Below are 23,208 nucleotides of genomic sequence, written 5' to 3' on the forward strand. Positions count from 1 at the left end.
CTCCACACTTCGATTTATTACTATGATATCGAGCTTGAGCCTCTTCAGGAGAACAATTTAGATGTCGTCGTAACTCTCTTGAAATTGTAGATGGACTTCTCTTGAGAAATTCTGCAATTTGGCGAATAGAATAACCTAACTCAAAGTAAGTTTCTATTTTTGAACGTTCAGATATGGTAAGATGAGTATAGCTCATAACGATTCCTCCTCTGATGTTTGTGTGGTAACTAACATTTTATACGAGGTCGTTGTGGGCTTCTTCTATTTTGACTTACAGGTGTTGCACTTAATATTACAATCCGTCAATAAAAATAAACGTTGGAACGTGGTGTTGTCGTAACAAGTGCCAAACGGTTTCTGTATGCCCTTCAATGCCATCTACTGCACTAATTATTAAAATGGCATAATCCATCACACTGATGGCACGTTCCATTTCAGGGGAGAAGTCGACATGTCCTGGTGTATCAATTAAAGTATAAGTATCGCCATTAAAGTGGATGCGTCCTTGCTCAGCAAAAATGGTAATCCCCCGTCTCCGCTCAATACTATGATTATCTAAATAAGCATCTTTGTGATCCACTCGTCCTCGTTCTTTAATACTTTGTGTATGGTAAAGGAGCTGCTCTGAAAAGGTAGTTTTACCAGCATCGACATGAGCAAGTACCCCAATCGTTTTAAACATAAAAATCCTCATTTCTTCTATTTCATATAGTTTATTGTAACAAGGATTCCATATGTGGGAAATCAACAAGTTAGTAGACATAATATAATTATCTATTAATCTTCAAATTAAAATATATACAAAACGAAACGTATCGTTTTATAATTGAGTAAACTTTCCAATTTTGAGAGGATACCATAATGAAAATTTCCAAATTAGAAACAGGAATTGGTGCAGTACAATGGTTTATTTTTTTACTCGCCAATTGTTTAACCATCCCGATTATTGTTGGGCAATTGTTTCAACTTTCACCAGAAGACATCTCCGGGTTAATGCAAAGAACATTTTTTATTGTTGGCCTCTCTAGTTTATTATCCGGGTATTTCGGACACCGCCTCCCTATTTCAGATGGCCCTGCCGGTATTTGGCTTGCGGTCTTCACTTTAATGGGGCAAGTGGCAATGATTGAGGGGATAACAAACCTCAGCAATTCTTTACAGTTATTAGAAGGTTCGATGTTACTAGCGGGAATCATTTTATTGATAGTTAGCATTACCGGTTGGATGGAAAAATTACTTTCCTACTTTACACCATTAGTCAATGGCGTTTACTTAACTATCCTTGGTTTTCAATTATGCGGGATATTTTTAGAAGGAATGTTTGATGTAAAACCAACGTCAATATCAATCGAAATGGGCGTAGTTCTTCTTTCGTTCAGTACGTTTCTCCTTGTTCTTTATCTTGGTGTTTGGGGAAAAGGTTGGTTAAAAAGTTATGCGGTACTCATTGGCATTGTGATTGGTTCTATATTTTTTGTTATTTTTTATGGGTCTCATCCATTTCCGAAAAAAGACGCAATTTTTTCCTTACCAGAAGTTTTTGCTTGGGGAACCCCTAAAATCGATGGGAGTATGATTGTTTCGGCAATACTCGTAGCCATCGTGTTAATCTTAAGTATTATTGCAAGTATCGCAGCAATGAAACATGTATTAAGTATGCAAAGTGCAAATGGTACTCGTAAGGAAGGGACTCTAAAAAGTTCCGGTTTGATTAGCGGAGTTAACACTATCCTTTCAGCTGTTTTCTCTGTGGTCGGGGTTGTTCCTTATACAGTAACGGCCAGTTTTGTTCAATTAACAGGACAAAAACGTATGAAACCTTATTTTATTGCGAGTTTCTTGCTGGCATTTATCGCATTCTTCCCTGCAATCTATTCGTTTTTTGCAATGTTACCTGGCCCGATTGCAAATGGTGCTATGCTTGCTTCCTATACAACGATGGCGGGAATTGGTATAAGTACGGTATTAAAAGAACCCCTCGATCAAAGACGACTAACGATTTTGAGTATTTCTTTATCTTTAGGAATTGGTGTCATGTTTTTACCGGAAGTTGTCATTTCAGCATTTCCTGGAGTTTTACAATATGTAATTAGCAATGGCGTGATGGTAGGATTACTAACTGCTCTAATTTTTGAACACGTTTGGAAGACGAGTGAGGTGTGAAGATGAGAGTTGGAAGACCGCGAAGTGAAGCAGCCAAAAAAGCGATATTACAAGCAATTATTCAATTACTAGAAGAAACTTCCTATTCTGATTTAACAATTGAATCCATCGCGAATGTTGCTGGCGTAGGAAAAGCAACTATTTATCGTTGGTGGACTCATAAAACCTTTTTAGTACTGGATGCCTTTTTATTAACGGTGGAAACAAATTTAAAATTCCATGAAAATACAACATTCCGAGAAAATTTTAGACAACATTTAAACACCCTTTCAGCCATGCTAAACAGTTCTTTAGGGCGAACGATTGTCTCATTAGTTGCTGAAAGTGGAGCCGATTCCGAATTAGCGAACAAATTTACTTCGGAATATTTAAAACCTCGCCGAGAGCAATCACGGAAGCTGTTACAAGCAGCAATTGACAATGGTGAAATACAACCCTCTATCAATTTAGATATTGTCTTAGATATGTTTTATGGTCCTGTTTACTTTCGAATATTAATTTATAAAAAGGATGTTGATTCTACTTATATCGACTCTTTAATTGAGCAAGTGATGAAAGGAATCACTTCAATGAACTAAGAACTTGTTGTATCGGGGTTTTCCCTGATACAATTTTTATTGTTTTACGAATGGTTGCGTCATTCTCTAAACAAGCTAAAATAAATTGTGCAATATCTTCTTTTGAAGTTTCTTTATTCTTAACATTAGAACCAATCTCAACTAACCCAGTGCCCTTTTTATCAACAAGAGTTCCAGCTTTAATAATCGTAAAATGACTTCCCGATAACTTTAGCCATTTTTCAATATAATATTTTTTCACGAAAGTTGATCGAAAATAAAGTGGTAATGCTTGGGTTTCAAACGTACTAACATAAATGATTCGTGAAACACCTGCATAGATTGCAGCATCCACCAGTTTTAACATTTCATCTATTTCAGTCAGTGTCTCCTTGTTCTTTTCATCAAGGCTACCAGTAATTACAAGGGCATCAATATTTCTGAGCTGCTTTAGAATTTTTGTCAATTTTTGGTTCAGGTCAAATGTTAATGTTTCAACCCCCATATCAGTAAAATACGCCTTTTGCACAGCATTATTGACTAAAGCAACAGCCGAATAATCGTTGCTTTCAACTATGTATTTAATCAAGTACCTCCCTAATTGACCATTTGCACCAACAATGAGAATGTTCAATTGCCGCACAACCTTTCTGTCATTTTAAAAAGGGCTGTGTTAACTCTTTAACACAGCCAGGAATCATTTAAGTCAGAGGTTCGTTTTTCATTCTTTGAATTTGATGTTTACGACGCTCATTTTTTTCTTGTAAATTTTCTAACTCTTCTTCCCCAGCAAACTCCATGCTGATTTCGGCTTCACGCATATTATCCAATGTATTTTCAATCATTTCTTCTTTACTCACAAATTTTTTCGGTCTGCCAGCAATTTTTTGTGGGTTTTGTTTCATCCTAAAAACCTCCCTAAAATCATTTTCAAAATACAATTTTAGTTTGGTATTGTTTATAACATTTATACTTAAACAGAATTTTTTCGAGGGAAATGTGAATAATAAAGTGGCATAACTTTTGTGAGGAGGATTCATCAATGAATATTCAAAGAGCCCAAGAAATAACACAGTCCGGAGAAATTCCAAATATTATGTTTAATGGTAAACGAGTTTATATTCAACATGTAGATCCAGACAAAAAGACAGCTCGTATCTATCCCCTTGATGATCCTGAAAAAGAACAAGAAGTGTCGGTAACTGACTTAATTGAGCACTAAGAATTCAGGAGAAGGACTTTCAACATCCTTCTCCTTTTAAATCATTAAAATCTCTCGTATATCATCCACGGTTAAAGTTGCCTCTCCTGGTTCGACAATACTAGAAATCAAATCTTTCTTCTTATTTTGTAGCTCATTAATTTTTTCTTCGATAGTTCCCTTAGCAATCATTTTAATGACTTGCACTACATTCTTTTGCCCCATTCGATAAGCTCGATCGGTTGCTTGTTGTTCAACGGCAGGATTCCACCATAAATCATACAAAATAACTGTATCTGCCCCCGTAAGATTAAGCCCGGTACCTCCTGCTTTTAATGAAATCAAGAAAACATCTCGCTCCCCTTCATTAAATCGATGACAAAGTTCTACTCGTTCTTCTGAAGGAGTTTGTCCATCAAGATAAAAGTAGTTTTGCCCATTATTCGTTAATTCTCTCCCAATCATTTGAAGCATTTTTGTAAATTGGGAAAAAATTAAAACACGTCTACCGGACAATCGAGATTCTTCAAGGATTTGTAGGAGCTGTTCATATTTAGCAGAACTTCCTTGATAGCCATCTACAAACAGAGCTGGATGACAACAAACTTGTCGCAACCGTGTAATTCCAGCTAATATGCGAATGCGACTTTGCTGAAACGTATCTTGATTCAGGTGCTTCAACGCATCATATCGTAATCTTGATAACAGTGCGGCATACAGCTTTTTTTGCTCTACTTCAAGCTCTGATAAAACAATCGTTTCCTCTTTTCCAGGTAATTCCGTGAGCACATCATTTTTTGTTCGGCGAAGTAAAAAAGGTCGAACTCTCCGCGCAATATACTTTCGTGGCAAATAACTAAAATCCTCTAACTTTTGGAACAAATGTGGAAACACAACATGATAAATGGACCAAAGTTCTTCCAATGAATTTTCGATAGGCGTGCCAGTAAGCCCGAAACGGTTCGTAGCCTGTATACTTTTCACTACTTTAAAGGTCTGCGTCATTGGATTTTTAAAGTTTTGAGCTTCATCATAAAACACCGTATGGAAATTCTGCTTTTCATACCACTTACGATCTCGTCTAAGTAATGGATATGAAGTAATCACAACATCAATGTTCTCAAGTTCCTTTTGAAGTTGTTCCCGTTCATCCTTTTTCCCATCTATTATAATTGCTTGAAATTCGGGTGCAAATTTCGAAAGTTCACCGAGCCAGTTATAGGTTAAAGAAGATGGACAAACGATGAGTACTGGTTGTCCTGTTTTGCGAATGCTCTCAAGCTCTGAAACAATAAACGTAATACTTTGTAACGTTTTGCCAAGCCCCATATCATCAGCTAAAACGCCGCCAAATCCGTAATGAGCCAAAGCCTTCATCCATTTGTACCCATGTTTTTGATAATCCCTTAAAATCCCATTTAGGCTATCTGGTACTTCGAAATCCAGCGTTTCAGGATGAAGCAAGTTGTCAACAAAGTCCCGAAAAGACTGCTCTGCCGTAAAAACATCACTTTCTTCAATCAAATCCAAAAACTTTAAACTTTCCGTTATGGGCATGTTAAACATTGCCCAATAGTCTGTCTCTTGTTCAGGAATGGTATTTAAAAAACGATGAATTTCTTCCATTTCTTTCGTTTCTAACGATAAAAGTGAGCCATTTGGCAAACGGTAATATTTTTGTTTAAATTTTAATGCTTTTAATATTTCTTGGATTTGCTTATCTTTAATGCCATCCATTTCAAACTTAAATTCAAGCCAATCCGTCCGTTCTTTTTGAACCTTTACACGAATTTTAGGAAAAACATGTTCCTTTACAATCCGTGTCCGAACTGCAGTCGTCATGTAAATTTGTGTGAGCGGATGTAATTTTGGAAGAACATGATATAAAAAATAATATTCTAGTTCTTCATTTTGCATATAATAGCCGCCTTCTGTAATCGTAAAGCCACTTTCTTTCATGATTGAAAGAATTTCTTCTTCCTTCTTCAAATCTCTCAAAATCATTTGTGGAAATTCACGATTTTCCAACGGCTGAATCATAATATTTTCATAATGAAACTCAATACTTGCAAGCAAACGATTTTTTAAGCGATCCAAATACAATTTCGCAACAAGAGGTGTTTTCCCTATCTCAGCTTGAACCGCGCTCGATATTTGAAATTCCCCTATCCGATTTATTTTGGGAACCACATTAGTTAGAAAATACTCCAGTTGATTTTTTTCGATAACAAGTTGATCATTAGGAATCAATTTCACTAACTCTGTGAAACGTTCAAAATCCTCTTTTTGTAATATATATAAATTCCCGTACTGTAACACGCAGCCATAACTATGAAAAACGGTTAAAGCCTCATATCCCTTTACGCTCAAACAATAGTTTTCTTTTGTTTTATCAAGCTGAAACAAAATAGGAAGGGGGCCATCGATGACAGATATCGGCTGATGCTGAAGTGAAAAAATCGAAGTGTTTTTTATTAAAGGAAGCAAACGATCAAAGGAGGATGGCGGAATCATAACCACATAAGGATTTTCAAAGTCAATTTCATCCTTAATGATCTGATGTAATATTGATAATACTTCATCAACTTCCTTCGAAAAATAGTGAATCGTTGGGTCATATGTAAAATGTGAAGCAATGTGAAACACTTCTCTTTGTAACAATTCCCGTACATTAATAGCAAACCCATCAATGAACATCTCTAATGCAAAGAAAGTATCGTTCCCCTTACGAATCAGCCTCAATATAAACTGTCCATCTAATTGTTCCCTTGTCTCAAAAAATTGTTGATGTCCCCTTTTTTGTTTCGGTTTATTTTCAAAAAGAGACATAAATTGATTGGTTACATCATGTTGCTGTTCTTTTAAGGCAATTAACGTAGCTGCAACATGTTGACAAGCTTTTTTGAAAGTTAATAAGGATGAACAACTACAACTTGATTGGATATTCCCATTTTTGTTTTGTAATGTGACATGGAAATCCTCCACCCCATGAACAACCGATTCACAAAAATCCGTCTCATTTTTTAAGATCTGCACTTTGTTTCCACGAAAAAAAGAATCCCCTTTTTTATAGGAGACGGTACCACACAGTTCAATAATTCGTTTTTGAGTAATTGTTACTTCCATGAATTCCGCCCCCCTTCCATTTAATCGTGATTTAATGCAACAGCAGATTTAACTAATGAGGAAAAAATGTCTTTTTGAATATCTTGCAAACTGTTAATTTGTATATGTCTCATTAATTTTCCTGTACCTTGTAAAAAGTGACCCCACTCTTTATTTTTCAGTTCAATTCCTCGATGAAAACCTAAATTTACATGGGTTTTCGCCGGTTGGATATAACAGACAAGTCCGTTATATGTATAGTTTGGCATAGACCATTTAAATTCTTCCTTTAAATAAGGCGAAGAATCTAAAATGATTTTGCGTAATTCAACCGTAATCTCCTGTACTTCCTCAGGTAAATTATCGATGAACTGATCCACAATTTCAATTGTCCGTACTTTGTTTATCATTAAACTTCTCCTTTAGAAAGTAATTTCATTATATGAAAAAAGCGATTACTACCCATTGTAATCGCTTTTTAAGTTATTACCCAGTATATATCTTTATTTTTCTAAGAAAACTTTATTCTACTTTTTAGGTACAATGTTTGCTCAATACTATTAACATTAAAACAATCACACTTTCACAATACTACAATATTTGATTGTAATAAACAATTATTCATCTTAAAAAAAGCATTTCTCAAAACTGAAAAATGCTTTCGACTCTTATTGCAGTTCGATTTGTCCTGTAATATCGACACCCTTTAATGCTTGAGTGGCAAGACGATCTGCTTCATCGTTTTGTTTCCGTGGCACTAGCTCAAATTCTGGTGTAATGCCTAGGGACTTTAATTTTTCATCAATGCGATCCGCCCAACTTGCTAATTCCTTTTCATACGCTGGCCATTCCCCACTCATTTGATTTATGACTACCTGGGAATCACCAATAAACTTCACTTTTTGATGGTGAACATCTAATAAATCCAATTCCACAACGCTTAAATGTAATGCAGCATATTCTGCCTCGTTGTTCGAAACCAAACCTTGAGCTGGAGCGTTGCGGCGTAGTCTGTAGGATTTCCCATTTTGTTCGTAATAAATTACCACACCAAGGCCAGAAAAACTCGTTTGTATATCAAAACCACCGTCAAAATAAACACGTACATTATGCGGTTCTGTTTCCACTTCTTTAATATATTTCTTTAATTCCTTCGCCATCCACGTACTATCGTATTGGTCAATAAACGTTATATTTTTTACACGTCCGGTTTTTTCAAGATCTTCTGCAATCGCTAATGCATGAGCGGGTGGCATCTCATCAGAGCGAAATACTGTTTCTACTCCATTTTTCGATTTATAAGTCCATTCAATTGTTATATTCATGGAATGTCCTCCTTTTGGTTCCACGTTTCATACCTTTAAGTATAACCTCCCCCATGTCGAGATAGTACGCAAATTTTTAATCGCTCCCTGATATCTTTGTATAAAGCCAATCGCTTGCTTGGCTTGAAATAAATCGTTCAAATGAACTTCTGTTATATAAATAAATATCTTTTAAAAGATGATGAACATTCTTCCACGTTAAAATACTAACACCACTTAACCGAGTAATTTCCGTAGTACGATGAGGCAATTCTTGTAAGATGGATTTCTCGGATTCACGATATTGATTAACTAAAATTTGACCATAAGGTGTATAGAAAGTATCTAAAAATAATAACGAAAAATAAAAATCTCGTTGTTTTGTATATTGCAATCCAACATCGATGTTTCGAATGATTGGATTGTTTTGTTGAGTATTCATTCGAATATCACTTTTATATTTTGCTAGCATACACCAAACGAAATCATTCGTTTCAATAATGATATCAATTTCATAATCCAATTCTGGTATTGAAATATCTCGTGGAGGGGGTACACGTTTCCATAAATGAATTTCAAGTTCATCTACTGTATATGGAAAGTCTTTTTCAAATGCTTTTTTAAAGAGTTGCTTTACCCAAAGTTGCGGATTAATTTGTCGTAAACTTCGAAAAACATTCCAAACCATTGCATCTTCCATACTTTCACTACCGTCATGGCGAAATCTTCTCGTTCCCCATTGGACAATTTGCGGATCATATTTATCAATGATCAGTGTGTTTCGAAATTGATTGATAGCATCCTGATTCGTTTTCAACTATTCTCATTCCCCCTCCCTTACTATTCAATATACGCACCTAAAATCTTGAAATACGAAATTGAATGGAAAAGATGAAACTTTCAAAACCTAACTAACGTAAAAGAAGTAACTAAAAAATAAGAGGAGTAACTATACTTGGAAACTAAAGAGCAGCTTTCATCATATTTACTGGAAATCGAAAAGTGGGAAAAAGACCAAAAAGGGTTATTTTTTTGGGAAAAGCTTGGCCGACTACCCTTTAAGCTATTAGATAAAATCACACCGAAATTTATTCAAGAAAAAATCGGAGTCCTAGTCAATGAACTGGGTAGTTACATTCAGACAGGTGGAAAATATTTAATAAGTAAACAAGCTATGTTGAAAAAAATTGAAAAGAAGACTTCCGTACCAATTGAAACCCTCGAGGATGTTGGGAATTTACCAATTGAAAGTATGATATCATTAAGCACAAACTTGCAGAGTAATCGTGCGAAATTTGCAACGGTACAAGGTGCTTCAACAGGTTTTGGCGGGTTATTTACGTTAGCGATTGATATCCCCGTAATTCTTGGAACAGCTTTAAAAACATTACAAGAAATTGCGATTATCCATGGCTATGACCCAAATGACAAAGAAGAACGAGTGTTTATCGTAAAATGTTTGCAATTTGCATCTGCAGATATCGTTGGGAAAGAAGCGATTTTAAAAGAATTATCAATGAAAAATGATAAGAATGATAAATCTCAGGATATGATTAGTCAGTTAAAAGGTTGGCAAGAAGTGTTCTTTACTTACCGAGATCATTTTGGATGGAAAAAGTTATTCCAAATGGTTCCGATTGCGGGGATGATTTTTGGAGCAATTGCCAATAAAGGTATGATTGAAGATGTATCAGAGGCGGGTATCATGCTTTACCGTAAACGCCGCATTTATGACAAAATGCACCAATTAGACGAGGCTATTTACGAATAAAAATAGGGGCAGTCATTGTGGCCGCCCCTTACATTTTTCGTTTATTCCGTTCAGAAACAATAAGCATCACTAAGAAAATTACTGAAAAAAGGTAAGCAAACACATCACCAAATCTTGTATAAAACGTTTGCTTCTCTAAAGTAAACGTATCTCCTACGATATATTGACGTGTATTCACATCACTCATCGCAGTCATTTCCCCATATGGTGTGATAACTTGAGCAATCCCTGAAGTGGAACCAGAACCAATGGCAAGGTGATTTTCTACCGCACGGAATACGGCATCACTTGCTGCGAAATATGGAAATCTCTTATCTCCATAAAAATCATCATCAGCCGGAATCATCGCGAGTTGAGCACCGTTTTTTGCATAATTTCTTAAAATCGATGGATCATGGCGGTCCCAACATACGGCAAGGGCTACTTTTCCTAAAGGAGTTTCGTACACGGTATAATCTCTAGGACCTGGAGAAAATCCGTAACTTTCTTCACCCCATAGTGTAAAGATTTTTGGTGTTTTCCCAATTTCTTCCCCATTCGCCCCTACCATATAGGCTGTATCATACATCGTGTCTTTTGTTTCCCAAACTGTATCTGCAATTAGGTTCGTATTTAATGATTTTGCTAATGCCCGATATTGATTAATGAGCTCCGTATCATTTAAGTTTACAAATTCATTTTCTCCCCACACGATAAAATCAGCATGTTTTTCTTCAATAATTTTTTTGGATAAGTCTTGATTAATCTCAAATATTTTTTCTTTCATTTCGTATGTATCTGCTAAATATCCATCCCCTGCTGTTTGCCCACTCCCTAATGCAAGGACTTCTTCGTCTTGATTCACAAGGTCCACTGTCGCACCAATTGTAATCGGTTGTTCCTTTACCTTTTTATCATTTTCATTCATGATAACTGTACCAATGATGAAATTTACGATGGGCAATGCTAATAAAGAATACGTGAAAATTCGAATGTTTTTAGACGAAAATTGATTTTTTATGATTTCAGCAATAACAACGTTCGTTAATAAAATCAAGAAGGACAAACCAATAAACCCTGTTACAGATAAAATTTGCAAAGTTTCAGGAATCATCCATTGTGATTTAGAGATAACCTCAATCCACCATGTTTTTGTAAATGGAATTATTGTTTTCAGCCACTCAAAAACACTAAATGTAATCGGCATGGCAAATATCCCGTACCAGCGATTGATCCGAGTTTGCATATCTAGCCCCATCTTTAAAAAAGCACCGTAGAAAAGTCCAGCCCCAATCATAATGAGGTAGCCCCAACCTGAAAAAATCGCGGGATACCAAATATGTGTACCAAATGACCAAATAATACAGGTCACATTGATTAAGAGATATTGTTGCAAGGAGGATTTGTCTTTTAATGCAATCAATAAAGGAACTAACCCAAACCATGCTAAAATACCAACATTATAGCTCGGCATACTTAAAAACATGAGTATACCCGAACAGATGGCTAATAAATAAGAAAATACTAAAATTCTCATTGTTCATTCCTTTCGGCAAATCTTTAGGTTAATTTTTACATAAATATCCTTATTTTACTAGAAAAAATTAAAGGAAAAAGCGAACTTCGGTTCAATTTACGAAGTTCGCTTTATAAGGAAGGTTTTTCTTACTGTCTAGCTACGAACGCTAGCTCCTTGACAACTTCAGAATCTTCTTCAAGGGCAAAAAGCGCCCTTTTGACGATTCCTCCAGTTGTTGTCGGAGCTGGGCGAGCGTTCTTCGCTTTTCTTATTGTCTAGCTGCGAACGCTAGCTCTTTCGGACACTTCAACTTCCTCCGTCGCGTGTAGACACACTCGTCGGTAGTCTCCGAAGTACACGGAAGTACGAGTGCCGACAATGCCACGTGATGGGGCGTTTTTGTCGGCCAGTGCCTTCAAGAGCTGGGCGAGCGTTCTTCGCTTTTCTAATGAAACACGATCGTTTTATTACCTTCCACAATAACACGGTTTTCTAAATGCCATTTAACCGCTCTTGCTAGAACACGGCGTTCAATTTTACTACCGATTTTCTTCAATGTTTCTACATCATCGCGGTGGTCTACTCGCTCTACGTCTTGTTCGATGATTGGCCCTTCATCTAAATCATTTGTTACATAGTGTGAAGTTGCCCCGATTAGTTTTACACCACGTTTATGTGCGCGGTCATACGGTTTTGCACCAATAAATGCTGGTAAGAATGAATGGTGAATGTTTATAATACGATTTTCAAAATGACCAACAAAGTCCGGTGTTAAGATTTGCATATATCTTGCTAAAATTAATAAATCTACATTATATTCTTCCATTAACTGAATTTGTTTTGCTTCTACTTCTTTACGAATATCCTTATTTGCTGGGATGTAGTAGAACGGAATTCCATATGACTCTACAATTGGTCGAGCATCTTCATGGTTACTAATCACAACAACAATATCTGTATCTAAGTCACCATTTTGCCATTCCCACAGTAACTCACGTAAACAGTGCAATTCTTTAGATACGTAAATAGCTGTACGTTGACGTTCTTTACGATAATAGAAATCATATGTCATATCATAGTCCTTAGCGATTTGAACGAACTCTTCTTCCATTTCTTTAGCTTTTGCTTGAAGGTTATCACAGTGATATTCCAAGCGAATGAAGAACTTTCCATTTTCCGGGTCACTTGAATATTGGCTTGACTCAATGATGTTTGCATTATGTTTATATAAAAATGTTGATAATACAGAAACAATCCCTGGTTTATCAGGACATTTTACTAATAAAATTGCGCGGTTATCTAATTTAGAATCTTTATTTTTTAATGCGATATTTCCTTGCTCAAGTTGCATTACAAATTACACTCCTAATCTCTATTTCTAATAGATTTAATTATCTATTATTTTCTGACAATGAGCAACATTTTTCCGTAGTAAATTATTGCTACATAATTAATATGTAAAGTTCTCATATTAACATCAGCGAAAGGAGATGACAATATGGAAAAAAAAGGATTTTGACGAATACTCAAATTACGATGACCGTCAACTTCATAATAATAAAGCAGAACAAAAAATTGGTCGTACGAAAGAAGAGTTTGGAGCAGAACAGAATATTCAAGCTCAAAAACAATCATCGAAAAAGAGAAATTATTAATATTGTGGAAGTCAAGTTTGATATACATCAAATTGGCTTCCATTTTTAATTCCGTTCACAAATCGTTCGATAGTGCTTAATTCTTATTTTTAATTAATAACAAAAATATCGAAAATGATATTTATACATTAATAAGAGAAATTTTGATTTAAATAGATATTTTTTGTTTGTTTAATTTTTATCAATAACTAGTTCTAATTATTTATTTATTTTATTTGTGTCATTAAATTGGATAAAATGTGAACAATTTACGAACTTTATGTTACAATGTTGTTAACAATAGAAGCGAACTTAAGGAGGTTTACTACATGTATAAATTTTTTATCACCCTATGTGCAACGATTCTAACAATTGGATTAACACTTTTTGGATTAAGCTTTTTCACTGAAATTTCCCATTGGATTGGTATCGAAATGGTAAAAGGTAGTGTATTCCTCTTCATTATTGGAATGTTCATCGTTATGATGGAAAATGACTTTATGAAAGAAAATGGACGAGCATAATAGTTATTTCAAGTAGGTTCTCAAAAATAGAATCTACTTATTTTTTTTGAAAAAAATAAAAAGCACCATATCAAAGTGCTCTTAAAGAAACTATATCGAACTAATCGGGTGAAAAACATTAATGACAAATTGAACTTTACTTTCCGCTAACGCAAGCGCCCTAACCAAACATGCATGTTGAGCAGTTAAAGCAAGTTCTGAATTTGCAGGGACAACTTCTTCAACAATCACTTCAGAATCATCTTCAATACTTACTAACACATCATTTTCTGATAAATTCCGTGCAATGATGGTCATTAATATTGGTGAACGCATTGGAGTTTCAGGTGCAGCATAAATGAGCGTATAATCTTGGCGAATGGTTGAATCATCTAACTCAATTTCAATCTCTACTTCTTGTTCACCATTATCCATTGATTCATCTTCATCTTCTAATTCATCCACCTCATCATCAACTTCTTCGATGATAACTTCTTCTATTATTAATTTTTGTGCTGCCCCAACAATTGCATTTACACAAAAAGTTTGGCTTATGATCAGTGAATTATGATCACGAATGACCTCACTTTCGATTTGTTGTTTACAGTCTTTTTCTAAATTTTCTTTTGAAGATTGCTGCTCACCCATATTTATAGCCCCCCTTCCTCTAATAAATGAAAAGAGCGCTAATGTTGTGAGGGCAAATGAATTAAATGGCATTTAGAACAACTGGATTCAAAAGCATGTCTTTGATAAAGCTGCACAAAATATTAATACGGAGGTGAATAGCAATGAAAAAGCACGGAAGAAACTCTGTTCGTAAAATGAAAAAACCGAAAAAGAAAAATAATCGTGAAGAAATTTCACAAGAATTAAACTTTGAAAAAGCGCTTAAGAAAATTGAATATCAAGACAATAAGATTAATGATTAGTTTGGAATATTTTTGGAATCTTATACATGAAAAAAGCCCACGAGTTTTCGCGGGCTTTTAATTATTTTATTAGTCCAAGATGATTTAATGGCCACACTCGAACATCTACTGTTCCTAACACTTGCTCTTCAGAGACAAATCCAACATTCGGGTCACGGCTATCTCTACTGTATCGGCGATTATCCCCTAATACAAAAAAGTGTCCGTCCGGTACAACGGTTTCGTTCAACGTTTCTTCCAAAGTAAAGTCCTGTGTTAACGTCCCATTATCAATTAATTCATCTTTATATTTATCTAAATATGGTTCATCATATTTTTTCCCGTTTACATAAAGTACATCGTCTTTATAAGCGATATGGTCACCAGGTAGACCAATAATACGTTTAATATAGTTATCTTCTTCAGTGGCTTTAAAAACAATCACATCGAATCGATTATACTCTGTTAACTTTGGTCCAATTTTATTGACCACAACCTTGTCTCCATCTTCAAAAGTGGGCATCATTGAAGCACCCTGAACTTCTGTTGGCATAAACAAGAAAAATGGAACTGCCCACGCGATTACAATACCGATAAGTATCGCTTTTATCCATTCCATTAATTCATTTTTATTTGTTTCTTTTTCCAATACTAACCACCTCAAATTCTTTGTCCTAATTATTTACGTTTAGGATGCGTAAAAGTTCCAATTAATTCTATATATATTTTAAAGCAAACTTGTTAAGGATGATATTAAATACTTTGCATTTTCTAAAAATAAAAAGGAAACCCAGTATTTCGGGTTTCCCATTTGATTTCACTTACCTATTTTTTTGTTCATTTGTACACTAATTATTGTTGTGTACCACGTAATTGACTTTCCGCCATTTGTACAAGGCGTTTTGTGATTTCCCCACCTACAGAACCGTTTGCACGTGAAGATGTATCCGGTCCAAGTTGTACTCCAAATTCTGATGCAATTTCATACTTCATTTGATCCAATGCGTTTTGCGCACCTGCTACTAATAACTTATTATTGTTATTGCTGCTTGCCATATTGATTGCCTCCTTTAGAGTATTTTTTTCACTGATTGGTTTATCAGTGTGAGTTTAGATTGGTTTAAAATCGAAAAATTAAACATAGAAATTTTTGGCACGCAAAAAAGACCCTCACTTATCATTATGAGCGCCGATTAAATCAAAACCATATGTATGAACATATACTACTTCAAAATATCATCATGTGCAAGTAATATGCTTTTTAAAAATGACCTCCAATCAATGAAAAAATGAATTTGATAGGCGATTGTCTGTTATATATCAGATAAACCCATCATATATTTGTTATATAATAATTAGGAGGTTATAAATTAAATGATAACTGAAAAAGAACGTCAAAACATGGTACATTTCTTAGTAACTTACTTTGGAGTAAATCCTAATGAACTTATAACAATAACTGATCGTATGTTAGAAAAAACATATGAATTTGCATATCAAAGATTGGAAATGGAAAATCAATTATAAAGGAAGTGTCAGAAACTTCCTTTAAGGCACTATCCAATCATCTCAGATAAATTTTTAACGATATGAGAAGAGGGCTGTTCAGTTCTACCTACTGAACAGCCCTTTTTGACCTTATTTAATATTCGGTAATGGTTGAGAATTATATACTCGAGAGTTTTCTGGAACAGATTGCGTTAACCAAATATTACCACCGATTACTGAGTTTTTGCCTATTGTTGTATCTCCACCAAGAATCGTTGCGCCTGCGTAAATAACAACATTGTCTTCAATATTTGGATGGCGTTTAATACCTTTAATCGGATTTCCATGTTCATCTAATGGGAAACTTTTTGCACCTAATGTTACACCTTGATAGATTTTCACATTTTTACCGATTGTACAAGTCTCGCCAATTACAACACCTGTACCGTGGTCAATAAAGAAATATTCGCCAATAGAAGCACCGGGATGAATATCGATCCCTGTTAATCGATGCGCATATTCATTCATGATTCTAGGAATAATAGGTACATTTAAATTATATAACTCGTGTGCAATTCTATGTATGCTTATTGCTTGAATTGACGGATAGCTATAAAGAATTTCTTCTGTAGAAGTTGTTGCTGGATCTCCATTATAAGCTGCTTGAATATCTGTTTGTAACATTCTACGTATTTCAGGGAATTTTTTAATCAAACTAATAACTATCTCTTCAGCTTTTCGTTTACTATCTGCTTCATTTAGCGAACTTTCATTAGCAAGGACTTTTTCGATTAACTCACTTAAATCAATTGAAGATTTTCTCAAATTATTACCAATGCTAATATTTATTTTTGTTTCGTCACTTGAATATTTATCACATAAACATGGGAAAAGAGCAGAACGGAAATTTTGCAAAATTTTATAAATTGTTTCTTGCCCTTCAAACCCAATCGATTTTTCAATTGAGAAATAATTATTATGAACATCAATTAGTTCACTTGCAATATTTGGAACTTCACTATTTAGCCATTCTTTTAACTTCACTATTGCTTCCCCCTTTATAAATTCTTATTTTACCAAATAACTTTCCCTTTTCAATTATTTTAAAACTTAGTTTAAAAGATTTTGAATAATTTAGCTAATTTTCTGATTTCAATAAGAAAAATTACTAGACATAAATATGTAAGTTGTATTCTTTTTCAAATTAAAAACGCAACCTTAAAAATTCTGAAAAGGTTGCGCAAAGTAATTTATCGTTTTTTTCCTCTTGCTCTATCTGCTCGTTTAAAATCTTTTTGGTATAATACTTCTTGTGTTTTTGTTAACTGGTTATCTTGCACTGTTAACTGTTGATGTGGCTGTTTGTTTTTCAACTTCAACACTCCTCTTAATATAGAATCAAGTTTAGTGTTCCCTTTTCACCTTCCGCTATGCAGATCAAAAAGTTTGGGAAATAAATTGTCGACTACAAAAAAGTTTTCGCCAGCATATTTCATTTCCCACCAAAATACGTCAAAACATACCCCAATTAGCTAAACAAAAATTCCTGTCTTTTTCTATTTCCCATTGAAAAATACCATTAAATGCACCCGTGATAACAATTTTAATATTTTTGTAATATTTGAAATAAAACGACAACATTTTTATTTTCGATGATTTATAATACAAACATCAACTACCGATTGATAAACCATATTGAGAAGAGAAGGAGTATATATGATTAATTTCATTATTAAAAAAACACTTATACTACAAATCGAACTCAAAAGAAAAAGTATGTACAAAAAGGCAAACTTGTTAGGTTTCACTCACCCAGATGTGGTGAATTTTAGTCAGGAATTGGATACGTTACTAAATAAATATAGCAAGATCGTTTAGTTTTAATATGGCGTCTTGATAATTTTTAGACGCCTCCTTTTTATTAAGTGGCAGAAAACCAATAATACTGCTACAATCATAAGTTGAAGTATCGTGTAATTTAAAGGAGAACTACAACTTAATGAATATTGTCTTAACAACGCTTAATGCGAAATATATCCATACAAACTTAGCCCTTCGTTGTTTAAAAGCTGCTGCTCAACCAGAGTTTGACCCAACTATTGTGGAATATACAATTAAAGATCCTGCTTTCAATATTGTTTCAGATTTATATCAATACAAACCAGATGTAATTGGCTTTAGCTGCTACATTTGGAATATTGAAGAAACGATTCGTGTCATTCGAATGCTTCGTGCCGTTTCACCAAACATCAAAATTGTACTTGGAGGGCCTGAAGTTTCATACGATGTTCATGAATGGTTGCGACGTGTTGAAGAAATTGACTTCATCGTTATGGGCGAAGGAGAATTCTCATTCAAAAAATTATTAGAGCATTTACAAGGTGATATTCCGCTAGAGGAAGTTCCTGGGATTTGCTACTTACAAGATGGAAAAGTTAAAATCCATGCCCAACCCGCAAAAATTGACCTACGTGAGCTACCGAGTCCATTCCGTTTTAAAGAAGACCTCCCTCACCTAGGGAAACGAATTCAATATATCGAAACAAGTCGCGGGTGTCCGTTCAGTTGTCAATTTTGCCTTTCTTCAATTGAAGTAGGCGTTCGTTACTTTAATCGCGAAAAAATTAAAGATGATATCCGTTATTTAATGGCTAATGGTGCAAAAACAATCAAATTCGTGGACCGTACTTTTAACATTAGCCGGAGCTATGCGATGGAAATGTTCCAATTCTTAATCGATGAGCACGTACCAGGTGTTGTATTCCAATTTGAAATTACAGCAGACATCATGCGCCCAGAAGTTATTCAATTTTTAAATGACAATGCACCAAAAGGACTTTTCCGATTTGAAATTGGAGTTCAATCGACGAATGATTTAACAAACGAACTTGTTAAACGTCGACAAAACTTCGAAAAATTAAAACGTACGGTAACAATGGTGAAAGAAGGCGGCAAAATCGATCAACATTTAGATTTAATTGCTGGCCTTCCTGAAGAGGACTATAACAGTTTCCGTCAAACGTTTAATGATGTATTTGCGATGCGACCAGAAGAATTACAACTTGGATTCTTAAAATTGTTGCGTGGCACTGGACTTCGAATTGAAGCTGAAAAATACGGTTATACGTATGTAGATGTTGCGCCATATGAAATTTTTGCAAACAATGTTTTAACCTTTGATGAAATTATTCGAATTAAACATGCTGAGGATGTTCTTGAAAAGTATTGGAATGACCATCGTATGGACAATACGGTTGAATATTTAGTGACAGAAGGCTTTGAAACGCCATTTGATTTCTTCCAAAATTTTGGTACGTATTGGGAAGAAAAAGGTTGGTCTCGTATCGGGCATCAATTAGAGGATTTATTTAGAAGGCTTGAGGAGTTTTTAGCAACGCAGTCACATATTAATCTGCCTGTTGTACGAAGTTTGATGCAGCTGGATTATTTAGCAAGACAGCAATTCCAACCGCGTAAATTGTGGTGGGATGAACGCGTTTCGTCAAGTGAGCAAAAGGAGATATTCACTATGTTAAAAGAGAATCCTCTTTTAGCTGGTGAAGAGTATGCAGAGTTGAATGTGACGGAGAAAGATTTTTATAAGCATTCATTACTTGTTCCATTTGCGATTGATTATGCTAAGTTTGCAAATGGTGAGATTGTGGAAAGTAAAGGGATTTTATTAACATATTTCCGTAATGGCAAAACTCCAATATTTGCTACGTTGCAGTTAGGTTAAGCTAAACGATTTATTCTAATATATATTCAAAAATAGTATTTACTGTTTTGTGAGAGGACTTCGCACACAAGCCGCAGAGCCAACTTGTTGTTGTCTCTACGACTTGTCACTGTGCTTTTGTAGAGTCCTCTCACTTTAATATTTTGCATACTAAAAGTTCTGGATTTTTTGCGCGGCTTACAGTGGTAGGCCGCGTTTTCTAATTTATTAGCCACCCAAAATTTTACTTAAATATTAAAAGTGAATCCCTCGGCAAAATTTTTATTAAAATAAATTCAAAAATGGTTCGTACTGTTTTGTGAGAGGACTTCGCACACAAGCCGCAGAGCCAACTTGTTGTTGTCTCTACGACTTGTCACTGTGCTTTTGTAGAGTCCTCTCACTTTAATATTTTGCATACTAAAAGTTCTGGATTTTTTGCGCGGCTTACAGTGGTAGGCCGCGTTTTCTAATTTTATTTGCCTCATAAATTTTTGCTTAATTATTTAAAGTGAATCCCTCCGCAAAATTTTTATTAAAATAAAATTCAAAAATGGTTCGTACTGTTTTGTGAGAGGACTTCGCACACAAGCCGCAGAGCCAAATTGTTGTTGTCTCTACTACTTGTCTTTGTGCTTTTGTAGAGTCCTCTCACTTTAATATTTTGGCTACTAATTCTTCTGGATTTTTGCGCGGCTTACAGTGGTAGGCCGCGTTTTCTAATTTTATTTGCCTCATAAATTTTTGCTTAATTATTTAAAGTGAATCCCTCCGCAAAATTTTTATTAAAATAAATTCAAAAATTGTTTGCACTGTTTAGTGAGAGGACTTCGCACAACAAGCCTCAGAGCCAACTTGTTGTTGTCTCTACGACTTGTCACTGTGCTTTTGTAGAGTCCTCTCACTTTAATATTTTGGCTACTAATTCTTCTGGATTTTTTGCGCGGCTTTCAGTGGTAGGCCGCGTTTTCTAATTTTTTTGCCTCTCAAAATTTTTATTAAAATATATTTTCAAAAATTGTTTGTACTGATTAGTGAGAAGACTCCGCACACAAGCCGCAGAGCCAACTTGTTGTTGTCTCTACGACTTGTCACTGTGCTTTTGTAGAGTCCTCTCACTTTAATATACTGGCTACTACATTTTCTGGATTTTTTGCGCGGCTTTCAGTGGTAGGCCGCGTTTTCTTATATTAAGTACAACTACTTAATACAAAAAAATACAATTCACCTATTTGGGGAATTGTACTTATTTCGAAAATCATTTTATTCACATTAATTAAAATCACTATTACTAAGAACGTGGGATTAGCATGACTGCTACCCCTACTAAGCAAATGGCTGCACGGATCCAGTCGAATAGGTCTGGGGTTTTTTTATCGATTCCCCATCCCCATAATATTGACAACACGATAAAGACACCGCCATAAGCTGCGTAGACTCGACCGAAAGATGGGAATGTTTGGAACGTAGCAACTACACCGTAAATTGCGAGTGCTAGTCCACCAAATACTCCCCAATAAAATGGTTTGCCTTCTCGTAACCATAGCCAAATTAAATAACCGCCACCAATTTCAGCGACGCCAGCTAAAATAAATAAAATTGCTGCATACATCAACAAATACACTTCCTCTTAGCACTTTTCATTTAGCGTACATGAAATGCATTAAGTGGAGAAGTGTTTATTATTTTTTACTGGTACTAATGGCCATATTTTGACTTCTGCCCTTTTGGAAAAATGCAATATTGGCTTATACATTAGTGGATCAATTTTATATTTTGATAGTAAACTGTTCTCATGAAATTCTGCATTTGCCTCATAAATCACCCATGATGGATGGACTATATTGCATTGAAATATTTTCCCTTTAATCAATGTGTAAAAACAATATCTTTCAAGCAACCATTCCTCCAACGATCCTTTTTTTGGATTAAATGGTTTTTTCTTATGAACATAATGACATGATAACTGCTCACCTTCAAACCTTATCCCGTCAACGCCCTTCCACATTTTTAGATTTTCCTGCATATAAGGTAAACGAAAAAAAGGTCTCGCCAGTTTTGGAGCAAGAAAATTCCCGGCACCCAGATAAAAGAAATAAATACCCGGTTTGTCTTTTCCTTTTATATAGGTACGTAGATTATACCCTGGAAATTCACTTGTCCCAGGAATTGGTGGCAACCCTTTTCCACGTAAATCTCGAATATAATAAGGTACAATAGACACCCACCCTACCTCATCATAGGTATCTAACGCAAGTTCACAAGGAATCAACGGTTCGAGAACTTCTTTTCTTACAGGGTAATGGATGAATAAAGAGTTTTCCCAAGTTTGTTTCATAATCCATGGTATTTTCGGCAACTGCAACTTACGACTATTGTATACGTTACGCTCTATCACCCTACGTCCCTCACTTTAGCATTAATACTACACATTTTTGCCAAAAACTACGGAACAATACAAGTGATTTCGAATTCATAATATATCAAAAAACCACGAAAAACTCGTGGTCTATTGTTTGAGCTATTCAAAATGTTTCTTCTTCACCATAACCTAAAACTACCACTTTCGTTTTCGTTTGATTAGATAGGTAATCTTTTAATTCTATATCTTTTTCAATCATATTTCCAACAACTGGGAAAGCTTGGAGCAATCCATTTAATACGTCTTTTGAAATGGCTGATTGTTCACTCGGGAATGTGTGACTTGGAATAACGTAGTCAACATCGAGTAAATTTTCCACTGCATATGCTGCTTCTCTTGGACCCATTGTAAATTGTCCTGATGAAGAAAGTATTGCAATGGATGGTTGATATAGATCTTGAATCAATTTCATATCGGACATAATCATTGTGTCGCCTGAATGATAAACTGTTCGATCTCCTGTAAATTCGAGTACATATCCAGCAGATTCTCCTGCATAAATCGGCATCCCTTCCAATTCACCATAACTTGAAGAATGTCTAGCTTGTACCATTGTTGCTCTCATATCATCAAAATCAAAACTTCCTCCAAAGTTTAATGGATAAACATTATTAAATCCTTTTTTACCTAAAATTAACGCCAATTCATATTGGGCTAAAACTAAGCAATCTGGGTTTGCCTTTCGTAATTTATCTAAAACCACTACTATGATCAAAGTGACCATGTGTCAATAATACCCCTTTGATGGTGGATAAAAATTCTTCTGTCTGATACTCACTTGGACAACCTGGATTCATGTCAAAGAAAGGATCGATTAAATAATGATTCCCCTTTTTACTTGTTAACACATACATTGCATGACCTAATCGTAATATTTTCATTTTAATCCCCCGAATCCCTTAGATTATTTTGAGTGATAGATTTTTTTCACTA

28 protein-coding genes and 1 pseudogene are annotated in these 23,208 nt (G+C 35.0%); 10 read left to right on the plus strand and 19 right to left on the minus strand.

What is annotated here, in order from left to right; translation table 11 throughout:
- Window positions 1–196 (minus strand): helix-turn-helix domain-containing protein (locus D8M03_RS05100; RefSeq protein WP_245987463.1); only part of this gene is annotated, 196 nt, incomplete at its 3' end.
- A gap of 105 nt (window positions 197–301) precedes the next feature.
- Window positions 302–682, minus strand: a pseudogene (locus D8M03_RS05105) (GTP-binding protein); the annotation flags it as partial.
- A gap of 179 nt (window positions 683–861) precedes the next feature.
- Between D8M03_RS05105 and D8M03_RS05110 the strand changes: the two are divergent.
- Both D8M03_RS05110 and D8M03_RS05115 read left to right on the plus strand, forming a co-directional pair.
- Entirely contained in the window at window positions 862–2,163 is a 1,302-nt protein-coding gene (locus D8M03_RS05110) for a purine/pyrimidine permease (RefSeq protein WP_121213700.1), read from the plus strand.
- A 2-nt stretch (window positions 2,164–2,165) separates the two neighbouring features.
- A complete protein-coding gene (locus D8M03_RS05115; protein WP_121213701.1) occupies window positions 2,166–2,741 on the plus strand; it encodes a TetR/AcrR family transcriptional regulator in 576 nt (191 codons plus the stop codon).
- Here D8M03_RS05115 and D8M03_RS05120 read toward each other — a convergent pair.
- The gene (locus tag D8M03_RS05120) at window positions 2,725–3,354 is read right to left on the minus strand and encodes an NAD(P)H-binding protein (protein WP_170148381.1); all 630 of its coding nucleotides are present in this window, start codon (window positions 3,352–3,354) and stop codon (window positions 2,725–2,727) included. The genes D8M03_RS05115 and D8M03_RS05120 overlap by 17 nt on opposite strands.
- Window positions 3,355–3,421: 67 nt before the next feature.
- Entirely contained in the window at window positions 3,422–3,625 is a 204-nt protein-coding gene (locus D8M03_RS05125; protein ID WP_121213703.1) for a small acid-soluble spore protein Tlp, read from the minus strand.
- Window positions 3,626–3,762: 137 nt separating this feature from the next.
- Between D8M03_RS05125 and D8M03_RS05130 the strand changes: the two genes are divergently transcribed.
- On the plus strand, window positions 3,763–3,942 hold the full coding sequence (locus D8M03_RS05130) for an H-type small acid-soluble spore protein (RefSeq protein WP_121213704.1): 180 nt from the start codon (window positions 3,763–3,765) through the stop codon (window positions 3,940–3,942).
- Window positions 3,943–3,978: 36 nt separating this feature from the next.
- Here D8M03_RS05130 and D8M03_RS05135 read toward each other — a convergent pair whose 3' ends face one another.
- The 4 genes from D8M03_RS05135 to D8M03_RS05150 form a co-directional block, all read right to left on the minus strand.
- Window positions 3,979–7,047 (minus strand): DEAD/DEAH box helicase, encoded by a 3,069-nt coding sequence (locus D8M03_RS05135; RefSeq protein WP_121213705.1) that lies wholly within the window; start codon window positions 7,045–7,047, stop codon window positions 3,979–3,981.
- 20 nt (window positions 7,048–7,067) lie between these two features.
- Window positions 7,068–7,436, minus strand: a complete 369-nt coding sequence (locus D8M03_RS05140; protein ID WP_170148382.1) for a DUF1801 domain-containing protein — start codon at window positions 7,434–7,436, stop codon at window positions 7,068–7,070.
- A gap of 258 nt (window positions 7,437–7,694) precedes the next feature.
- Window positions 7,695–8,351, minus strand: a complete 657-nt coding sequence (locus tag D8M03_RS05145; RefSeq protein WP_121213706.1) for a ribonuclease H family protein — start codon at window positions 8,349–8,351, stop codon at window positions 7,695–7,697.
- Window positions 8,352–8,427: 76 nt separating this feature from the next.
- The gene (locus D8M03_RS05150; RefSeq protein WP_121213707.1) at window positions 8,428–9,147 is read right to left on the minus strand and encodes a hypothetical protein; all 720 of its coding nucleotides are present in this window, start codon (window positions 9,145–9,147) and stop codon (window positions 8,428–8,430) included.
- Between the two features lie 138 nt (window positions 9,148–9,285).
- On the opposite strand from D8M03_RS05150, the gene D8M03_RS05155 reads away from it, so the two are divergent.
- Window positions 9,286–10,101, plus strand: a complete 816-nt coding sequence (locus tag D8M03_RS05155) for an EcsC family protein (RefSeq protein ID WP_121213708.1) — start codon at window positions 9,286–9,288, stop codon at window positions 10,099–10,101.
- 28 nt (window positions 10,102–10,129) lie between these two features.
- Here D8M03_RS05155 and D8M03_RS05160 read toward each other — a convergent pair whose 3' ends face one another.
- Together D8M03_RS05160 and purU are read right to left on the minus strand one after the other, a co-directional pair.
- Entirely contained in the window at window positions 10,130–11,617 is a 1,488-nt protein-coding gene (locus D8M03_RS05160) for a nitrilase-related carbon-nitrogen hydrolase (protein WP_121213709.1), read from the minus strand.
- 427 nt (window positions 11,618–12,044) lie between these two features.
- Window positions 12,045–12,950: a formyltetrahydrofolate deformylase gene (gene purU, locus D8M03_RS05165; RefSeq protein ID WP_121213710.1), complete on the minus strand. Its 906-nt coding sequence runs from the start codon at window positions 12,948–12,950 to the stop codon at window positions 12,045–12,047.
- A 139-nt stretch (window positions 12,951–13,089) separates the two neighbouring features.
- Here purU and D8M03_RS17655 point away from each other — a divergent pair, with 139 nt between their 5' ends.
- Entirely contained in the window at window positions 13,090–13,254 is a 165-nt protein-coding gene (locus tag D8M03_RS17655; RefSeq protein WP_170148383.1) for a hypothetical protein, read from the plus strand.
- Between the two features lie 308 nt (window positions 13,255–13,562).
- Window positions 13,563–13,757, plus strand: coding sequence for a hypothetical protein (locus D8M03_RS05170; protein WP_121213711.1), 195 nt, complete (start codon window positions 13,563–13,565; stop codon window positions 13,755–13,757).
- A 90-nt stretch (window positions 13,758–13,847) separates the two neighbouring features.
- Here D8M03_RS05170 and D8M03_RS05175 read toward each other — a convergent pair whose 3' ends face one another.
- On the minus strand, window positions 13,848–14,384 hold the full coding sequence (locus tag D8M03_RS05175) for a hypothetical protein (protein WP_121213712.1): 537 nt from the start codon (window positions 14,382–14,384) through the stop codon (window positions 13,848–13,850).
- Between the two features lie 143 nt (window positions 14,385–14,527).
- On the opposite strand from D8M03_RS05175, the gene D8M03_RS17660 reads away from it, so the two are divergent.
- On the plus strand, window positions 14,528–14,668 hold the full coding sequence (locus D8M03_RS17660; RefSeq protein WP_170148384.1) for a hypothetical protein: 141 nt from the start codon (window positions 14,528–14,530) through the stop codon (window positions 14,666–14,668).
- 61 nt (window positions 14,669–14,729) lie between these two features.
- On the opposite strand, the gene lepB is transcribed toward D8M03_RS17660, so the two are convergent.
- Both lepB and D8M03_RS05185 read right to left on the minus strand, forming a co-directional pair.
- The gene (gene lepB, locus D8M03_RS05180) at window positions 14,730–15,296 is read right to left on the minus strand and encodes a signal peptidase I (protein WP_281272147.1); all 567 of its coding nucleotides are present in this window, start codon (window positions 15,294–15,296) and stop codon (window positions 14,730–14,732) included.
- A 203-nt stretch (window positions 15,297–15,499) separates the two neighbouring features.
- A complete protein-coding gene (locus tag D8M03_RS05185; protein ID WP_121213713.1) occupies window positions 15,500–15,703 on the minus strand; it encodes an alpha/beta-type small acid-soluble spore protein in 204 nt (67 codons plus the stop codon).
- Between the two features lie 318 nt (window positions 15,704–16,021).
- Here D8M03_RS05185 and D8M03_RS05190 point away from each other — a divergent pair, with 318 nt between their 5' ends.
- Complete coding sequence (locus D8M03_RS05190; RefSeq protein ID WP_121213714.1) at window positions 16,022–16,174, plus strand: BH0509 family protein; 153 nt, start codon at window positions 16,022–16,024, stop codon at window positions 16,172–16,174.
- A 111-nt stretch (window positions 16,175–16,285) separates the two neighbouring features.
- Here D8M03_RS05190 and epsC read toward each other — a convergent pair whose 3' ends face one another.
- Both epsC and D8M03_RS05200 read right to left on the minus strand, forming a co-directional pair.
- On the minus strand, window positions 16,286–17,179 hold the full coding sequence (gene epsC, locus D8M03_RS05195; RefSeq protein WP_121213715.1) for a serine O-acetyltransferase EpsC: 894 nt from the start codon (window positions 17,177–17,179) through the stop codon (window positions 16,286–16,288).
- Window positions 17,180–17,385: 206 nt separating this feature from the next.
- A complete protein-coding gene (locus tag D8M03_RS05200) occupies window positions 17,386–17,475 on the minus strand; it encodes a YfhE family protein (protein ID WP_101918860.1) in 90 nt (29 codons plus the stop codon).
- 376 nt (window positions 17,476–17,851) lie between these two features.
- Between D8M03_RS05200 and D8M03_RS05205 the strand changes: the two genes are divergently transcribed.
- Complete coding sequence (locus tag D8M03_RS05205; RefSeq protein WP_121213717.1) at window positions 17,852–18,013, plus strand: aspartyl-phosphate phosphatase Spo0E family protein; 162 nt, start codon at window positions 17,852–17,854, stop codon at window positions 18,011–18,013.
- 121 nt (window positions 18,014–18,134) lie between these two features.
- The gene (locus D8M03_RS05210) at window positions 18,135–19,874 is read left to right on the plus strand and encodes a B12-binding domain-containing radical SAM protein (protein ID WP_121213718.1); all 1,740 of its coding nucleotides are present in this window, start codon (window positions 18,135–18,137) and stop codon (window positions 19,872–19,874) included.
- A 1,270-nt stretch (window positions 19,875–21,144) separates the two neighbouring features.
- On the opposite strand, the gene D8M03_RS05215 is transcribed toward D8M03_RS05210, so the two are convergent.
- From D8M03_RS05215 to D8M03_RS05230, 4 genes are all read right to left on the minus strand, one after another.
- Window positions 21,145–21,465 (minus strand): YnfA family protein, encoded by a 321-nt coding sequence (locus tag D8M03_RS05215; RefSeq protein WP_170148389.1) that lies wholly within the window; start codon window positions 21,463–21,465, stop codon window positions 21,145–21,147.
- A 51-nt stretch (window positions 21,466–21,516) separates the two neighbouring features.
- Window positions 21,517–22,251: a YqjF family protein gene (locus D8M03_RS05220; protein ID WP_121213719.1), complete on the minus strand. Its 735-nt coding sequence runs from the start codon at window positions 22,249–22,251 to the stop codon at window positions 21,517–21,519.
- Window positions 22,252–22,378: 127 nt separating this feature from the next.
- On the minus strand, window positions 22,379–22,999 hold the full coding sequence (locus tag D8M03_RS05225; protein ID WP_121213720.1) for an MBL fold metallo-hydrolase: 621 nt from the start codon (window positions 22,997–22,999) through the stop codon (window positions 22,379–22,381).
- Window positions 22,965–23,156: an MBL fold metallo-hydrolase gene (locus D8M03_RS05230; protein ID WP_121213721.1), complete on the minus strand. Its 192-nt coding sequence runs from the start codon at window positions 23,154–23,156 to the stop codon at window positions 22,965–22,967. The genes D8M03_RS05225 and D8M03_RS05230 overlap by 35 nt, the downstream gene beginning before the upstream one ends.
- Window positions 23,157–23,208: the final 52 nt, after the last annotated feature.

The organism is Ureibacillus endophyticus (genome assembly GCF_003628435.1).
Classification (GTDB): domain Bacteria; phylum Bacillota; class Bacilli; order Bacillales_A; family Planococcaceae; genus Ureibacillus; species Ureibacillus endophyticus.

Excerpts from the sequence above, each read along its gene's own strand:
- D8M03_RS05225 (WP_121213720.1), bottom strand. The coding sequence starts at position 22,999 with ATGGTCACTTTGATCATAGTAGTGGTTTTAGATAAATTACGAAAGGCA.
- D8M03_RS05130 (WP_121213704.1), top strand. The coding sequence starts at position 3,763 with ATGAATATTCAAAGAGCCCAAGAAATAACACAGTCCGGAGAAATTCCA.
- D8M03_RS05140 (WP_170148382.1), bottom strand. The coding sequence starts at position 7,436 with ATGATAAACAAAGTACGGACAATTGAAATTGTGGATCAGTTCATCGAT.
- D8M03_RS17655 (WP_170148383.1), top strand. The coding sequence starts at position 13,090 with ATGACAATATGGAAAAAAAAGGATTTTGACGAATACTCAAATTACGAT.
- D8M03_RS05210 (WP_121213718.1), top strand. The coding sequence starts at position 18,135 with ATGAATATTGTCTTAACAACGCTTAATGCGAAATATATCCATACAAAC.
- D8M03_RS17660 (WP_170148384.1), top strand. The coding sequence starts at position 14,528 with ATGAAAAAGCACGGAAGAAACTCTGTTCGTAAAATGAAAAAACCGAAA.
- D8M03_RS05230 (WP_121213721.1), bottom strand. The coding sequence starts at position 23,156 with ATGAAAATATTACGATTAGGTCATGCAATGTATGTGTTAACAAGTAAA.
- D8M03_RS05205 (WP_121213717.1), top strand. The coding sequence starts at position 17,852 with ATGATTAATTTCATTATTAAAAAAACACTTATACTACAAATCGAACTC.
- D8M03_RS05185 (WP_121213713.1), bottom strand. The coding sequence starts at position 15,703 with ATGGCAAGCAGCAATAACAATAATAAGTTATTAGTAGCAGGTGCGCAA.
- D8M03_RS05215 (WP_170148389.1), bottom strand. The coding sequence starts at position 21,465 with ATGTATGCAGCAATTTTATTTATTTTAGCTGGCGTCGCTGAAATTGGT.
- D8M03_RS05190 (WP_121213714.1), top strand. The coding sequence starts at position 16,022 with ATGATAACTGAAAAAGAACGTCAAAACATGGTACATTTCTTAGTAACT.
- D8M03_RS05115 (WP_121213701.1), top strand. The coding sequence starts at position 2,166 with ATGAGAGTTGGAAGACCGCGAAGTGAAGCAGCCAAAAAAGCGATATTA.
- D8M03_RS05135 (WP_121213705.1), bottom strand. The coding sequence starts at position 7,047 with ATGGAAGTAACAATTACTCAAAAACGAATTATTGAACTGTGTGGTACC.
- D8M03_RS05145 (WP_121213706.1), bottom strand. The coding sequence starts at position 8,351 with ATGAATATAACAATTGAATGGACTTATAAATCGAAAAATGGAGTAGAA.
- purU (WP_121213710.1), bottom strand. The coding sequence starts at position 12,950 with ATGCAACTTGAGCAAGGAAATATCGCATTAAAAAATAAAGATTCTAAA.
- D8M03_RS05160 (WP_121213709.1), bottom strand. The coding sequence starts at position 11,617 with ATGAGAATTTTAGTATTTTCTTATTTATTAGCCATCTGTTCGGGTATA.
- D8M03_RS05110 (WP_121213700.1), top strand. The coding sequence starts at position 862 with ATGAAAATTTCCAAATTAGAAACAGGAATTGGTGCAGTACAATGGTTT.
- D8M03_RS05175 (WP_121213712.1), bottom strand. The coding sequence starts at position 14,384 with ATGGGTGAGCAGCAATCTTCAAAAGAAAATTTAGAAAAAGACTGTAAA.
- D8M03_RS05125 (WP_121213703.1), bottom strand. The coding sequence starts at position 3,625 with ATGAAACAAAACCCACAAAAAATTGCTGGCAGACCGAAAAAATTTGTG.
- D8M03_RS05170 (WP_121213711.1), top strand. The coding sequence starts at position 13,563 with ATGTATAAATTTTTTATCACCCTATGTGCAACGATTCTAACAATTGGA.